Genomic DNA, 15,515 nt, shown 5'->3' with positions numbered 1-15,515 from the left:
ATGCTCCTTCGACGACGGGTACTGCACGGTCTGGTCAGGAATCCCCCCGGTTTCAACCGGCCGATTCCTTGTTGGCACGGCGTTGCAGCAGCACGGCGATCACGATGATCACGCCCTTGGCTATCTGCTGGATCGGAGTGGACAGGTTGTTCAGCACGAAGATGTTGTTGACGGTGGTGAACACGACCACCCCCAGAATCGAACCGATCAGTGTGCCGCGGCCGCCGGAAAGCAGCGTGCCGCCGAGAATCACCGCCGCGATGGCGTCGAGTTCGTAGAGATTGCCGTGGGTGCTGGCTCCGGTGGCGGTGCGGGCCGTGAGCATGATCGCCGCGACGGCGCAGCACAGCCCGGACAGTACGAACACGATCGTGCGAATTCGACGTACATCGATACCGGCGAGCCTGGCTGCCTCCGCGTTACCACCGACGGCGAACACGTGCCTCCCGAACGTCGTCCGGTTCAGTAGTAACCATCCGAGGACCACGGTGGCGGCGAACATGTAGACGAGCAGCGGGATGCCCAGGAACTCCGTCGTGGCGATGGCACCGAATCCGTCCACCCGTACGACCTGTGGCTGTCCTCCCGAGATGAGGGTGGCCATGCCGCGGTAACTGGCCAGGCCCGCGATCGTCACGATCAGCGACACGAGACCGCCGTAGGCGATCAACACACCGTTGATGAGACCGCACACTCCGGCCACGACGACCGCGGTGAACAGCATCCCCCACAGCCCGAACTCCTGGGTGGCTCCCGTCGTGGCCCACACCGAGGCCAGGGCGATGATCGCGCCCACCGACAGGTCGATACCACCGCTGATGATCACGAAGGTCATCCCGATCGACAGCACGCCGATGATCGACGCCTGACTCAGCAGCAGCACCAGATTGGATACCTCGAAGAAGTTGTCCGTGGTGAAACTGCCCACCGCGATCAGAATCACCAGTACGGCCAACAGTCCGAGAATCTGCCGCTGATTACCGTCCGAGAATCTCGCGCGAGCGCTTCTCGTTCTCGGCGCCGCGGCTGTGGCGGACCGTGATTCCGACGCCGGCACCGTGTCGGTCTGCGATTGCTCCGTCACGCGGCACTCCCTTCGATGAACAGATCGAGCACTTCGGCCTCGTCGATCTCGTCGGCGGGGGACTCCCGAACGATTCGTCCCTCGCGAAGCACCAGGACGCGATCCGAAAGACCGAGAACCTCGGGTATCTCACTGGAAACCAGCAGCACTCCCACCCCGGAGTCGGCCAGCTCACGCACCAACGCGTAGATCTCGGCCTTGGCGCCCACGTCCACACCTCGGGTGGGCTCGTCCAGCAACAGCACCCTGCAGTCGGTCAGCAACCATCGAGCCACCACGGCCTTTTGCTGGTTTCCCCCGGACAACACTCGTACCGGTTGTTTCGTGTCCGATGGCTGGAGGCGCAGCGCGGTGGTTACTTCCTCGGCAGCGGCTTGTTCCCCGGTTCTGTCCACCCAGCCCAGCCGGGCGTAGCGCCCCAGAGCGGCCAGCGAGATGTTGTGCGCGATCGACTCGTACGGAACCAGGGCCTGACTCTTGCGTTCTTCCGGAGCAAGCCCCATCCCGGCACGTACGGCGGCTCGTACATTGCCCGGTGGGAGACGTCCACCGTCGAGTTCCACCCCTCCGTTACGGGGTTTGCGCGCCCCGTAGACGGTCTGCAGGATTTCCGAACGCCCCGAGCCCACGAGTCCGGCTATTCCCACGATCTCGCCACCGCGCACCGTGAACGAGATGTCCTCGAACTCACCGGTGCGGCTCAGCTCCGCCACCCGGAGCAGTTCGCTCTGCCGATCGGGAGCGCTCACGGAGTTACGTTCCGGGAAGGCGGAGACCATACTCCGCCCCGTCATCAGCGACACGACCCGTTCCGTGGGGGTGTCGGCCGCAGGAAGGCCCTCGGCCACCGTCCGGCCGTCCTTGAGCACGGTGATGCGGTCGCCGATCTCACGGATCTCGTCCAGCCGGTGTGAGATGTAGACGATCGAGATTCCCTGCCTGGTGAGCTCCTCGATCACCCGGAACAGGCCCGAGATCTCGTCGTGGGCGAGCACGGCCGACGGCTCGTCCATGACGATCAACCTCGCGTCGAGGGAGAGCGCGCGTGCCATGCTGACGAGTTGTTTGCTCGCCGATGACAGTTCACCGACCTCTCGTGCCGGGTCGATCTCGCCGTGACCGAGTCTTTCGAGCAGCCGCCGAGCGTTTCGCCGCATCTCAACGCGTCGTGCGAAGCCGACAGTGGTCGGCTCGTGACCGAGGAAGATGTTCTCGGCGACCGACAGGCCGTCGACCAGGTCCAGCTCCTGGTAGATCGTGGCGATACCGAGTTTCATCGCCGCGGCGGGGCTCCGGGCCGAGACCGTGTTGCCACCCCACTCGATGGTTCCCTCATCGGGCCGTTGTGCTCCCGCGAGCACTTTGATCAATGTCGATTTGCCCGCGCCGTTCTGTCCGAGCAGACAGTGCACCTCGCCGGTTCGCACCTCGAGGTCCACCCCGTCCAGCGCACGCACGCCGGGAAAAGTTTTCACTATTCCGCGCATTTGAAGCAGGGTCGTACTCATTCGCTAGACTCCTCGAACCGTCGTGCGTCGGGGAGACGCGAGGTGATGCCGAATCGAGTGACGGCTCCGGCGGGAGGTGGTGCACAACACCTGGTGAAGCTGATCATCGTCACAGTGCCCCTAACGTTCCTCGATGCCACGCGGTACGGACAGGACCTGGTCGCTGATCAACCTCGCACCGCCGACCACTCCGGCCGCCGCGGCCAGTTCGGACAGCACGATCGGCAGGTTGCCCGTGGCCAGTGGTAACGACCTGCGATAGACAGCGCTGCGCATCTCGGCCAGCAGGGAGTGGCCCGCGCCCGCCACACCGCCGGCCACGACCACCAGCCCGGGGTTGAAGAAGCTGACCAGACTGGCCAGCACCTGTCCCACGCGATGCCCACCGCTGCGCAGTAGCTGTACCGCTGCGGGATCGCCCACCGAGACGGCGTCGGTGACGTCGGCGGCCGAGAGTGCCCCCGACTTCTCGAACAGCTCGGCCAGCCGTGGGGACTTACCGGCCCGTGCCGCGGCCATCGCGTCCCGGGCCAGCGCTGTTCCGCTCGCGTAGGCCTCCAGACAGCCGCTGTTTCCACAGGCGCAGGGCGGCCCGTTCTCCTCGATCTGGATATGACCGATGTCGCCCGCGCTGCCCGAGACCCCCCGATGCAGCTCACCACCGACGACGATGCCGCATCCGATGCCGGTGCCTATCTTGACCAACAGGAAGTCGTCGACGGAGCGGGCCACGCCCGCGTGCAGCTCACCGAGAGCCATCAGGTTGACGTCGTTGTCCACCTGTACCGGCACGCCGAGAGCCTGGCTCATCGTCTCGCGGACCGGGTACTGGTCCCAGCCCGGCATGATCGGTGGAGCTACCGGAGCTCCGTCGCGGAAACTCACCGGTCCGGGGATGCCGACACCGGCACCGTGGATGTCCGGGGCGGTGCCGTCCGCACGTAGCTTGCTCAGCAGGTCGAGCGCGGTGTCCAACACGGTGTCGGGGCCGTTGTGGACTCCGATCTCGGCATTGCTGTGCCCGAGAACATCGAGCTGTCCGTCGGTGATGGCGACATCGACGGAGGTCGCGCCGATGTCCACGCCGACGAATCGAAGATGCTTCGACAGCCGGACGATCGAGGAACGGCGTCCGCCTCGGGATGCGGCGAATCCGCCGCTCTCCACGAATTCCAGTTCCGTGAGCCGGTCGACCTCGTGGGCCAGTTTCGACCGGGAGAGCTTGAGTGCCTCGCCCAGTTCCGCTCGGGAGTGCGGCCCACTGTCCCGCAGCAGCCGCAGCAGTCGTCCCTGCTGGGGGTTTTCCGGGCGTGATGCGATACGCGGCACCGTTTCTCCTCCCGTGTCCGGATTGCTCTCCAGGCGAGGTGAGACGTTAATCACGTTTCACGGGATGTGGCAATACTAGTGCCGCTTTTGAACAAACTTTTGCTGTGTTGAGAACAAAGTTTGTCGGCCGTTCGGAGCTGTTGACTGGTCCGTTCACAGTAACGAACGGCTCGATCGATCGGAGTTGTCTCCGCCCCGTATCTACTGTGGAGTTCCGAGCCCCAGTCGCGACGGTCCGGCCTGCCCCGCTCCCGGGCGGTATGGGGTGTTCCTCATGGAACAGGTGGTGCGTCGTGATACCCGCTTCAGGACGGCGGGCGTGCCCCGAGCATCTCCGAGCTGTCCATCCCGAGCCGGTAGCCCCGTTTGACCACGGTCTGCACCAATCGTCTCCTCCCCAGCGCGGTTCGTAACCTGCCGATCGCTGTCTCGACGGCGTGCTCCTCGCCACCGTTGGGCAACGCTGTCACCAGCTCCTCGCGAGACACCACTCTTCCGGGGTGCTCGGCGAGTTTGCGCAGCAGCGCCATCGGGACCGGCGACACGGGGCGTAGCTCGCCGTCGACGAGCACCGCCTGTCCGCGCAGCTCTATCTCCCGGCCGCCGATTCGCAGGTGGTCGCCCCGCTGTGGCAGGGAATGCGAAAGCGAACGCACCAATGATCCGAGCCTGGCCCGTTCCGGGAACGTCACCGCCACGTCGATCTCCCGCAGCGGTTGTGCGCAGACCGGCCCCACACAGGCCGCCACGACGTGTTCCCGGAAAGCCGTGAGCAGTCCCTCCCACCTGCCGGTGCGCCTGGCCAGCTCCAGCATGCTGGTCACGGCGGGTGCGCTGGTGAAGGCGAGTGCGTCGATACGCCGGTTCACCGCGGCGTCCACCAGCCCGTCCAGCGGGCCGATGTCCAGCGGTGCCGCCCACCGATACACTGGTACCTCGATGACCTCCGCCCCGGCCGCACGCAACTCGTCGGTGAACTCCGGCATCCGCCGGCCGTGCAGCTGTACCGCGATCCGTTGCCCGCGCACCCCTTCCTCGAGCAGTCCGTGCAGTATTTCCGAGTTGCTTTCCGAATCGGGACACCAGGCCTCGTGAAAACCAGCGGCCCGCAGTGCTCCGGTGGACTTGGGCCCTCTGGTGAGCAACCTGGCTTCGCTCAGGTGCCGGGCCAGTTCCGCTGCCAGTCCCCAATCCTCCGCCGCTTCCAACCAGCCTCGGAATCCGATACCCGTGGTGACCACGACCTTGTCCACCGGCCGCTCCGCCAGGTTCCGACTCGCCTCGAACAGTTCCCGGTCGTCGGCGAGCGGAAGGATGCGGATGGCTGGACCGTGCTGCACCTCCGCGCCTCGACGGCGCAGCATGGTCGCCAGTTCCTCGGCTCGTCGTGCCGCGGTCACCCCCACGGTGAAACCGGTGAGTGGTCCTGTCTGCCGTAGTGCTTCCTGTCGTTGTGCTGTCATCCCGCGCTCGGTTCGCGCTCACGTGGCTGTCGGAGAGGAGGATCCGCGCGGCGCTGTCGGCAGTGCGCGGCACGCGCACCTCCTCGATCGGGTGCTGCTGCTCGCATGCTCGTAGTCGTTGATGTCACTCCTGGTTCGAAGTGGTTTCCCGCCTGTTACGGAGTTCTCGCCGCGGTGCGTGGTGAGCTGTGCGTCCTGTCCCCGGGACGTGCTCAGATGCGGGCGTGGGAGAGGTTGGGGGCACGCTCGATGGCGAAAGTGCTCCGGACGTAGAACCACCAGGTGACGAGGGCACAGGCCAGGAAGAACACGAGGATCGCGAGCAGTGCCGGGATCAGCGTTCCGCCGGCCTGCAACGAGAACTTGAAAACCAGGTTGATGACCACACCGCCGAAAGCCCCGACGGAGCCGACGACCCCCACGACGGCGCCGGCCTGGCGCTTGGCCGCTTTCTGTGCGGCGTCCATGTCCTCGCCGGTTCTCGCCACCCGTGCACTCGTCTCGGTCCGGAATATCAACGGAATCATACGATAGGTGGAACCATTCCCTATCCCGGTGAAAACGAACAGGAGAACGAACGATCCGAAGAACAGCGCGAAGCTGTCCGCTCGTACGCCGAGAAGTACTCCCACCGTTCCCAGGGACAGTCCCACGAAGTTCCACAACGTTATTCGAGCCCCACCCAGCCGATCGGACAACCAGCCACCGATCGGCCGTGCGACCGATCCGATCAGTGCTCCGATGAACGCGATTCCGGTGAATCGCGAGAAATCGCTGAAAGCGATCCCGATAAGCGACGGAAAAGCGAACGAGAAGCCGATGAAAGATCCGAACGTCCCCACGTAGAGCAGCGCCATAACCGGAGTGTGTTTGCTGGTCAGCGCCTCGCGGTAGGAGTTGTTGTCCGGCTTGGCCGCCGTCAGGCTGTTCATGAAGAACCACGAACAGGCCGACGATACGACGATCACGGGCATCCACATCAGGGCGGCGTAGGAGAGGTTGATTCCGGTGCCCAGGTGTATCGCGAACGGCACGAGCAACTGACTCACGGCCACGCCGATGTTGCCGCCCGCGGCATTGATCCCCAGTGCCAGCCCCTTGCGGTGTTCCGGGAAGAAGAAGGAGATATTGGTCATCGAGGACGAGAAATTCCCGCCCCCCACGCCCATGACCGCGGCTGTGAGGAGGAAGAACCAGTAGGGTGTTCCCGCCGCGGTGACGGCACCGGCGAGCATCGCGCACGGAACGAGCAACAGCGAAGCGCTCGTGGTGGTCCAGCCCCTGCCACCGAATCGTGGTACGGCGAAGGTGTAAGGAATGCGCAGCGCCGCTCCTACCAGATTCGGCAGAATCAACAGCCAGAAGGTCTGCCCCACGGTGAACGCGTAGCCGACGTCGTCCAGGCTGACCACGACTATGCTCATCAACGTCCAGACGTTGAATCCCAGGTGTTCGGCCAGTACCGACAACCACAGATTGCGCCAGGCCACCCGCTTTCCGGTCCGGTGCCAGAATCCGGCGTCCTCCGGTTCCCAGTGGTTGATCCAGCGACCGGTTGTCGCTTGTTCCGCTTCGACCGGATTTCTCTCGACACTCTCGAGCGTCATCCGCGCACCTCCCGATGGTCGACCATGCTGAAAGCATTCGAACATGCCGTGATTTCCGATCGTCAACGTGTAATAAACGATGGGCGAAATTTCGCGCACGCCCGACGTCGGTCGCTGTGCGTCCCACCCGTTACCGGCGCTTAACTCTTCGGGTGGTGTGCGTCGTCCGGATGCCACACGATCGTGATGATCAAACGTCACTGTTCAGACGCACTGTGTAATATCATCAGGTCAGCGTAGGCGTTTCTTACGTGAGCGTTCCCAGTATTATGGCTGGGGTACGGGGATATGTGGGGCGAGCTGGAGGCCGTATGACGAGTCTTGGGCGTGTGCGGACGACGGGGCGGCCGACGCTCGAACAGGTGGCCGCGGAGGCGGGTGTGTCGCGAGGCACCGTGTCGCGAGTGGTCAACGGCTCGCTCGAAGTCAGTACCACCACGTTGCGCGCGGTGCAGGATGCCATCGACAAACTCGGTTACGTGCCCAACCACGCGGCACGCAGCCTGGTGACCAGGCGAACCGACACCGTGCTGCTCGTGGTTTCGGAATCCGAGGCACGAGTTTTCGACGAACCCTTCTTCGCGGGAGTCGTGCGTGGGCTCGGGCAGGAGCTGGCAAAGACGAATTTGCAGCTCAATCTGATGATGGCCAGTGGTGCTCGGCAACGGGACAGAGTGGAGCAGCTGGTCGGCAACGGTCACGTCGACGGTGCGGTGCTGATTTCACTGCACGGTGACGACCCCCTGCCGCGCAAGCTCGTGGAGGTGGGAGCTCCGGTCGCGTTGAACGGGCGCCCGTTCTCCTCGGAGGTCGCCGTACCGTTCGTCGACGCCGACAACCTGGCGGGCGCGAAGAGCGCCACCGAGTACCTCTACCAGTCAGGTAGGCGTCGTATCGCCACTCTGGCGGGTCCGCAGGACATGGCCGCCGGTATAGACCGGCTGGCGGGGTACCGGAGTGCTCTCAAGTCGCGGCGCGGCGTGACACGAGTCGTCGCGCAGGGCGACTTCGGGCAGGCCAGTGGTGAGCAGGCCATGCGCGACGTGCTCGAACGTGACAGCGACGTGGATGCCGTCTTCGCGGCCAGTGACCTCATGGCGGCGGGCGCGATGCGGGTGCTGCGCGAAGCGGGCAAACGTGTTCCCGAGGACGTCGCCGTGATCGGTTTCGACGATTCCGACGTCGCTCGCAACACCGAACCGGCCATGACCAGTGTCGCGCAGCCGGTGCAGCGGATGGGAACCGAGTTGGCGAAATTGCTGATCACACAGTTGGAGGATCCGGGGCGCAGCCTGGAACCGGTGATCCTGCCGACCGAGCTGGTCTGCCGCGGCTCGGCCTGACGCAGCGGGACTCGCCGCGGCGTTCTTCGGCTCGTGGTGGTGCGGGATCTCCCCGTTCGCATCGGTCGTTCACGCGGCAGCGGAGCGGGCGGGCACGAGTTCGTGCCCGCCCGCTCGTCAGTGACGGATCACCCGACGTTGACCGAGAAGTCGTTCGTCGCGAGTCCGGTGCCGTTGATCCACGGTTCGAATCCCGCCTGCACGCTGTTGAGATACCAACTCGGTTCGACGGAGCCCCGTTCGACAGCGTCGGCGCTGAAGGCGGTCAGATCCAGATCCACGGAATCGGTCGTTTCCGTCCGGACGTAGCTGATCACGTTCCAGCCGGCGTCACCGGTCCAGACCTCCCACTGGGCGCCGTCTATCGTCACGGTGCCCACCTGTGAACCGATCGGCTGGATGTCGCCCCGGTGATCGACCCAGATCATCAGTTCCGCGGCGTTCTGCCCCGAGTTGCTCGGCTGCGGATCGAACCACAGGTCATAGGCGGCGTTGTACGTTCCGGTATCCGGAGTGGTGATGTCCCAACTGGTGGTCGCCTCGGTCATCCGGTCGGCCCGCACGGGCAGCCCGGTGTTCGTCGTGCAGTTGCCGTAGTGACATCCCGCGTAGATGGAGGGGTAGCTCGCCGGTGAGCCGTTGGTGGCCTTGTCGTGGTTGGCCGTGGTCACCGTGAACGAGCTGCCGTCGACGCTGACGCACTGCTGGGTGTCGGCGCCCCACACGTTGTTCTGCACGATGTAGCGTCCACCTTCGACCTGGGTGGAGGCGTACTTGCCGCACATGGTTGTGGCGGGTTGTGCCGCGGCCGCACCCGTGCTCAACGAGCTCAGTGCCAGTCCGGACACGGCGAGTGCGAGTACGGCGCGTCGTCCGCGGTTGTTTCCGTTGAACATCGAGACGTAGTCCTATCCGATCCGGTGGGTGCTGCGGATTCCGTCCTCGGGCTCCACCGCCGCCTCACGGCGGTCCGTCGAGCCGCGAAACGGGTCCGTTGTCAAAGTGGTGATGGGAGCACTGAACGGGACCACGGTCGTCGTGTCCCATCACCACGCCCGACTGACCAGTCACGGTGTGACGATCACTCGAAGATCACGTCGGAGCAGTTGTAGAAGGCCTCCGGGCTGTCCGAGCGTTGCCAGATCGAGTAGATGAGGTGTCTGCCGTTCTTGTCCGGCAGCTCGGCCTGCCAGGTGTACTCGTCACCGTGGGGTCCGCTGCCGTTGATCGGCGGGTTGGTGACCGTGTTGAAGGGCTCGGGTTCCAGATCGGACCAGGCCAGTGGTTCGCTGGGATCCCAGCTGTCCTTCGTCACGTACTGATACCAGGTACCGGGGTGTGCGGCCCAGGCGTTGTACCGCAGGGTGACCGTCTCACCGGCGGGCATCGTGGTGGTCGGCCAGTCCGTACGGGCCATGTTGTAGGCGTCGAACGTCTCCGTGGGCCCGCACAGCTTCCCGTCGGGAATCCTCTCGCGATGGTTGTCGCCCACATCGCTGATCAGGTTGCCGAACCAGTTCCACAGCGCGGTCTTGCCGCCGCGCTCGATAGCCTCGGCACAGGCCGGGTTGGTGGGGGCGAGGTCACCGCCCTGGCCACCTTCCAGACCGTTGACGTAACAGGCGTAGGTTCTGGTTTTCGGGTACGTGAATCCGCCGTGGGCCTGTGCCACTCCGGGATTCATCGTCGAGGTGAACAGTGCGACCGCCGCGCCCAGGGCGCCGAGGGCGATCATTTTTCCTCGTAATCGCATTTCTGCTCCTGTTCGGTTCTCTTCGTGGTCCACCGTTGATTTTAGTGAGCGCTCCCGACGGACGAATGGTGCGATCAGGTGATTTTGTGTACTGTGGCGACAGTCTTTGGTGCTTCCCGATGTGATTTGCTTTTTCCGGGGGAGATCGTGGAACGTTTTTCCGTGTTGTTCCGGAGTCGGCAACTTTGATCAATTTGGAGGTCGGGCGAGCGGTCGATATGCGAAAAACCGCCCCGCCCGAATCCGATCGGGCGGGACGGTCCTGGTTCCGGCTGATCTACATGGCGCGGTGTTTCAATCGAGCCGGATCAAACTGTCGGTGGTGCTCCCCTCAGCTCGTTCCCTGCCGGGAGGCCGCTGTGTTGATTTCCGGATGAGCGTTCTGCACCAGCATCTTGAACTGCTCGTGGAACCAGTGACCCGCCAACGGCGAGTTCGGCAGTGCCCCGGTGGGGTTGTTGCCCGCGTTGGGTGCGACGTAGTCGGGGTCACACATCGGGTCGGCGTGTTTGCCCTCGTCGTTCGGGATCTCCTCGCTGGAACCGTCGGATTCGCCCGGAGGCTTCGTCCACACGAACGCGTCGATACTGGAGCCGTAGCCCGAGGGCGAGGCCTGTGGTGGAGTTCCGATGCCGGCACCGCTGACGTTGCACCAAAGGCCGCGGTGGGCGCGGCGGTCCACCTTCGATTCCTCGATGTAGGTGTTCAGGTCGTTGCTGGAGCTGGCCTGGGTCGGCCGTTCCGAACCTCCCCATCCGTTGCGGCCCGTGTCGATGATGGTTCCGACGTCACTGGGCCAGCCGTTGCTGATTAACTGGTCGTGGAGGTTTCTCGCGAAATCGGACTCGTCGAAATTAGGGTTCCACTTGTAGAAGTCTCCGGATCTGACCTGACCACCGCCGACCCGGGCGTTGGGATCGGTAAGGAAAGGCTCTTCCGTCGGAGTGTAGTTCGAAGTGTTGGTCGCGAATCCGTCGACGCTCTGGAATCCTGCCTCGGTGCTCTGCGCGACGTCAGTGTAGAGCTGTACCGTCTGGGTCAGATTGTTGTTCCAGCCCAGCCAGCCGGAGTGCGCGAAATCCATGTACGTGTAGACGTTCGAAATATCGTGCAGCTCGTTGAGGGCGTACTGCACGGCATCAACCTGAATGCCGCTGGACTTCGCCTCGGCGCACTCCGGATCGTCCAGATTGGTGACCAGGTTGGGCAGCCCGTCCGGCTCGATCACCGTGGTGATTCGGATGTCGTTGTACTTGGGGTCGTCCATCACGTCGGTGATGGCGTCGATGTAGTCGGTCTTGTAGCGCTGCAGGCCCTGCTGCGTCAGCGGCAGCTCGCCGTTCGAGGCCAGCGCGGAGCAGTCGCGTCCCGGCAGGTCGTAAACGACGAACGAGGCCGTGATCGGACCGGAGCCCTTCTGCGCCAGTGCCTCGTCGAGGTGCTCGCGCAGACTCAGTCGACCACTGTTGGCATCGCCGCCCTCGATCGCCGCGATGCGGTCGAGCCACACCGCGGTGGGGTACGACTTGACCTGCTGCATCTTGGCTTTCAGCTCGGCGTCCTGTGTTTGGTCGATGGACGACTGGACGTTCTCGGCATAGTCGGGATTCACGTAGGAGGTGGCTCCCTCGAAGGGGTTGTCCACATGGGCGGGAGCTGCCTCCGACGAGGCCGGGGCCAGTATGGGAACCGCCGCCGTCATCGCCAACGCGACGAATCCCGGCACGACGCGACGCCAAGTCGGTCTGCGCCCCTGCTCGGGTAATGAGTTGGATGGCATGCGAGATGCTCCTTGCCGTTTTCGGTTCTGCCGGTGACCGGTTGGCCGCCCGGCCACCGTCGACTGAGCGCAGCGGAGGAAGCTACGCCGAATCATTCCTCCCGAGCCCGGAACCATTCGGTGATCCAGATCACTGGGAGCGCTCCCAAGCTAGCGACTCGAACGCGTTGCGTAAACCCCTGAATTCGAACCCCCTAGTCGTGTCGGTTCGGTATCGAACACAGTTGATCACGTTGTGTTGTCCGATTTGGTTGCTGTGTCAGCCTGTTGCCCTCGTCTTTCGTGTGACTTGCTTGACAATCCACGGGTCCGCGAGCAGTCTTTCACGACTAGTGAGAGCGCTCCCAGCAAGACGAACGAGTGAGCCGGTGGAGGAGATGTCCGGGCGTGCGCTTCGCGGTCCGGGCGCCGCTGCCGACTCCATCGACGCCGCGACAAGGAGTGGTAATGCGGCACAGAAGGTTATCCGGGGTGATCGTGCTCATCCTGGTGCTGGCGTCGAGCCTGTTGTCGGGGTGCGCCCGGGAACAGGACGACGAGCGGACCCTGACCTACTGGGCGAGCAATCAGGGCAACAGTCCGCAACAGGACCGCAGGATTCTGAACGAGGAGTTCGAGAAGTTCACCGCCCGTACGGGTATCGAGGTGAACGTCGAGGTGATCGGCTGGGGGGATCTACTGAACAAGATTCTGGGGTCGGCTGTTTCCGGAGTGGGACCGGACGTGGTCAATCTCGGAAACACATGGGCGGCTTCGCTGCAGGCCACGGGTGCCTTCGTGCCGTTCACCGAGGAACGGATGCAGCAGTTGGGCGGACGCGACCGTTTCCTGGAAACCAGCATGAGCTCCACCGGCATGTCCGGTAGGCCACCGTCCTCGGTTCCGCTGTACGGGCTTTCCTACGGGGTCTTCTACAACAAGGCGATGTTCCGCGAGGCGGGAATCGAACAACCGCCGGAGAACTGGTCGGAGTTCGTCGACGTCGCCCGTGACCTCACTCGACCGAGCCAGGAGCAATGGGGGATGACGCTGGCAGGTGCCAGCTACACCGAGAACGCGCACTTCGCCTTCATGCTCGGGAACCAGGAGGGGGCCCAGCTGTTCGACTCGAACGGCAGGGCGACGTTCGCCTCACCGCGGATGGCCTCCGGCGTGCAGCGCTACGTGGAGCTGATGAGCGAGCACCGAGTGGTAAATCCCGATGATGCCGAGATCGGCTCGGCCACCGAGGCCGTGGGCAATTTCGCCACCGGTGAGGCGGGGATGCTGGTGGCGCAGAACAGTTCGATCGCCGCGATCCGCGCCGCCGGCATGTCGGACAGCGAGTGGGGGGTGTTCCCGCTCCCGACTCCGGATCCGTTGCCCGATGGAGGGGAAGCGGTCCGCAGTCACGTCGCCGGTACCAACATCGCGGTGTATCGCAACAGCGAGAACAAGGATGCTGCGATCGAGTTGGTCAAGTTTCTGACCAGTGCCGAAGAGCAGAGCATTCTCAACGAGAAGTACGGCAGCCTGCCCGTGGTCTCGGACGCCTACGACAATCCCGCTTTCAACACCGACGCGTTGCGTACTTTCTCCCGAATACTCGCCGAGTCGTCGAAGCAGGTCCCGATGATTCCCAACGAGAACCGATTCGAGACCACGGTCGGAGCCGCGGTGCGTGACCTGTTCGCCAGAGCGGGTACCAACCGTTCGGTGCGCAGCGAGGACATCGCGGAAGCACTGGACGAGGCACAGCAGAAGATGCGGAGCGGTGGAGGTTCGACACGATGACGGTGACCAGCACCGCTTCGACGGCACCACCTTCCGGCGCCGAGCCGAACGGTTCCCGAGCCAGACGTCCCAGGATCAGCAAACGCAGCGTGCCGTACCTGCTGCTGGCACCCGCGCTCTTCTTCGAGTTGCTGGTGCACATCGTGCCGATGCTCGGTGGACTCTGGATGAGCTTTCTGCGGCTCAACCAGTTCTTCCTGCGCGAGTGGATGAGCGCTCCGTTCACCGGGCTGCAGAACTACCGCTTCGCGCTGGATTTCGACGGCGCCGCCGGGGTCGAACTGTTCCAGTCCTTCGCCGTGACCATCGCCTTCGCGGTCATCACCGTGGGGGTGTCCTGGGTGATGGGGCTGGCCGCGGCGCTGTTCCTGCAGCGGTCCTTCCCCGGCAGGACCCTGCTGCGCGGGCTGTTCCTGGTGCCGTACGCCCTACCGATCTACACCTCGGTGATGATCTGGAAGTTCATGCTCGACCGCAGCGACGGTATGGTCAACGCGACGTTGTCCGATCTGGGGCTGGGCGGTGAACGTTTCTGGCTGCTCGGAAACAACGCGTTTCTGAGCCTGACGGTGACCGCGATATGGCGGTTGTGGCCGTTTGCCTTCCTCGCCCTGATGGCGGGACTGCAGTCCATTCCGACCGACATCTACGACGCCGCCGCGGTGGACGGTGCCGGGCTCTGGCAGCAGATACGCACGATCACCGTGCCGATGTTGCAGCCGGTCAGTCAGGTGCTGATCCTGGTGCTGTTCCTGTGGACGTTCAACGACTTCAACGTTCCCTATCTGCTGTTCGACCAGGCGGTTCCCTCCTCGGCGAATCTCATATCGATCCACATTTATCAGAACTCGTTCTTGACCTGGAACTTCGGACTCGGCTCGGCCATGTCGACCCTGTTGCTGCTGTTCCTGCTCGTCATCACCGCCGGGTACCTGATGCTGACTTCGAGGAGGAGCCGCAATGCGTGAGCCACGCTGGTTCCAGTGGGTTCGCGGTGTAGGACTGTGCCTGCTGACGCTGTTCACCGTCATACCGCTTTACGTCATGGTGACGACCTCGGTGAAGCCCCTGGCCGACGTGCAGGACACGTTTCAGTGGTTGCCCTCGGCGCTGACGCTGGAGCCCTATGTCGACATGTGGTCGACCGTGCGGCTGGCCGACTACTTCGTCAACAGTGCCGTGGTCTCGCTGGGCGCGGCCGCCTTCTCGGTGTTGATAGCGCTGTTCGCCGCCTACGCGATCAGCCGTTACCGCTTTCGCGGTCGTGACGCCTTCCGGTTCACCGTGCTGTCCACCCAGATGTTTCCGGGAATCCTGTTCCTGCTGCCGCTGTACCTGATCTACGCCACTGTCGGACAGGCAACGGGAATCGTTCTCCAGGGCAGCCACATCGGCCTGATCATCACGTATCTGACCTTCTCGCTTCCCTTCTCGATCTGGATGCTGGTCAGTTACTTCGACTCGATCCCGGTCGATCTCGACGAAGCGGCCTACATCGACGGAGCCGGCCCGGTCCAGACGTTGTGGCGGGTCGTGATCCCGGCCGCGAAGCCGGGCATAGCCGCGGTGTCGATCTACGCGTTCATGACGGCCTGGGGCGAGACCCTGTTCGCCTCCATCATGACCGATTCCGATTCCACGACCCTCGCGATCGGGCTGCGTGATTACTCCACACAGTCCACGGTCTACTGGAACGAGGTGATGTCGGCCTCGTTGGTGGTCAGCATTCCGGTCGTGCTGGGTTTCCTGGCCCTGCAGCGTTACCTCGTGCAGGGGCTGACGGCTGGAGCCGTCAAGTGATCCGGGGGAGCGAAGCCGTCCCCGGCCGTTTCGTTCGGCGCCTTACGGCGGGTCCGGACTTCGCAACAGCGGAAA

General features: G+C 64.0%; 11 protein-coding genes and 1 pseudogene. 4 read left to right on the top strand and 8 right to left on the bottom strand.

Annotation, left to right across the window (positions count from 1 at the left end; all coding sequences use genetic code 11):
• Positions 1–52 precede the first annotated feature (52 nt).
• From J2S53_RS05115 to J2S53_RS05095, 5 genes are all read right to left on the bottom strand, one after another.
• The gene (locus J2S53_RS05115; protein WP_092972733.1) at positions 53–1,084 is read right to left on the bottom strand and encodes an ABC transporter permease; all 1,032 of its coding nucleotides are present in this window, start codon (positions 1,082–1,084) and stop codon (positions 53–55) included.
• The gene (locus J2S53_RS05110) at positions 1,081–2,592 is read right to left on the bottom strand and encodes a sugar ABC transporter ATP-binding protein (RefSeq protein WP_456239989.1); all 1,512 of its coding nucleotides are present in this window, start codon (positions 2,590–2,592) and stop codon (positions 1,081–1,083) included. The genes J2S53_RS05115 and J2S53_RS05110 overlap by 4 nt, the downstream gene beginning before the upstream one ends.
• A 120-nt stretch (positions 2,593–2,712) precedes the next feature.
• On the bottom strand, positions 2,713–3,912 hold the full coding sequence (locus J2S53_RS05105) for an ROK family transcriptional regulator (protein WP_456242706.1): 1,200 nt from the start codon (positions 3,910–3,912) through the stop codon (positions 2,713–2,715).
• A gap of 314 nt (positions 3,913–4,226) precedes the next feature.
• Positions 4,227–5,384 carry a uroporphyrinogen-III synthase gene (locus J2S53_RS05100; protein WP_456239988.1) on the bottom strand — a complete coding sequence of 386 codons (1,158 nt, stop codon included), beginning with the start codon at positions 5,382–5,384 and terminating at the stop codon, positions 4,227–4,229.
• Between the two features lie 212 nt (positions 5,385–5,596).
• Complete coding sequence (locus J2S53_RS05095; RefSeq protein ID WP_456239987.1) at positions 5,597–6,991, bottom strand: MFS transporter; 1,395 nt, start codon at positions 6,989–6,991, stop codon at positions 5,597–5,599.
• 311 nt (positions 6,992–7,302) lie between these two features.
• On the opposite strand from J2S53_RS05095, the gene J2S53_RS05090 reads away from it, so the two are divergent.
• The gene (locus J2S53_RS05090; RefSeq protein WP_456239986.1) at positions 7,303–8,334 is read left to right on the top strand and encodes a LacI family DNA-binding transcriptional regulator; all 1,032 of its coding nucleotides are present in this window, start codon (positions 7,303–7,305) and stop codon (positions 8,332–8,334) included.
• Between the two features lie 128 nt (positions 8,335–8,462).
• Here the strand turns inward: J2S53_RS05090 and J2S53_RS05085 are convergent, their stop codons facing one another.
• The 3 genes and pseudogenes from J2S53_RS05085 to J2S53_RS05075 form a co-directional block, all read right to left on the bottom strand.
• Positions 8,463–9,230: a GH12 family glycosyl hydrolase domain-containing protein gene (locus J2S53_RS05085; protein WP_456239985.1), complete on the bottom strand. Its 768-nt coding sequence runs from the start codon at positions 9,228–9,230 to the stop codon at positions 8,463–8,465.
• A 185-nt stretch (positions 9,231–9,415) separates the two neighbouring features.
• Positions 9,416–10,087, bottom strand: a complete 672-nt coding sequence (locus tag J2S53_RS05080) for a lytic polysaccharide monooxygenase auxiliary activity family 9 protein (protein ID WP_456239984.1) — start codon at positions 10,085–10,087, stop codon at positions 9,416–9,418.
• A 364-nt stretch (positions 10,088–10,451) separates the two neighbouring features.
• Positions 10,452–11,789: pseudogene (locus tag J2S53_RS05075) on the bottom strand (glycoside hydrolase family 6 protein); the annotation flags it as partial.
• Between the two features lie 525 nt (positions 11,790–12,314).
• On the opposite strand from J2S53_RS05075, the gene J2S53_RS05070 reads away from it, so the two are divergent.
• The 3 genes from J2S53_RS05070 to J2S53_RS05060 are packed head-to-tail and all read left to right on the top strand — an operon-like array spanning position 12,315 to position 15,440.
• Entirely contained in the window at positions 12,315–13,640 is a 1,326-nt protein-coding gene (locus J2S53_RS05070; RefSeq protein ID WP_456239983.1) for an ABC transporter substrate-binding protein, read from the top strand.
• A complete protein-coding gene (locus tag J2S53_RS05065) occupies positions 13,637–14,608 on the top strand; it encodes a carbohydrate ABC transporter permease (RefSeq protein WP_456239982.1) in 972 nt (323 codons plus the stop codon). The genes J2S53_RS05070 and J2S53_RS05065 overlap by 4 nt, the downstream gene beginning before the upstream one ends.
• Entirely contained in the window at positions 14,601–15,440 is an 840-nt protein-coding gene (locus J2S53_RS05060; protein WP_092972717.1) for a carbohydrate ABC transporter permease, read from the top strand. The genes J2S53_RS05065 and J2S53_RS05060 overlap by 8 nt, the downstream gene beginning before the upstream one ends.
• Positions 15,441–15,515 lie beyond the last annotated feature (75 nt).

The sequence above is a fragment of the Actinopolyspora lacussalsi genome (genome assembly GCA_030803735.1).
GTDB lineage: Bacteria > Actinomycetota > Actinomycetes > Mycobacteriales > Pseudonocardiaceae > Actinopolyspora > Actinopolyspora lacussalsi.
Note: the sequence above shows the minus strand (reverse complement) of the source record. Positions and strands in the feature narration are given on the sequence as shown.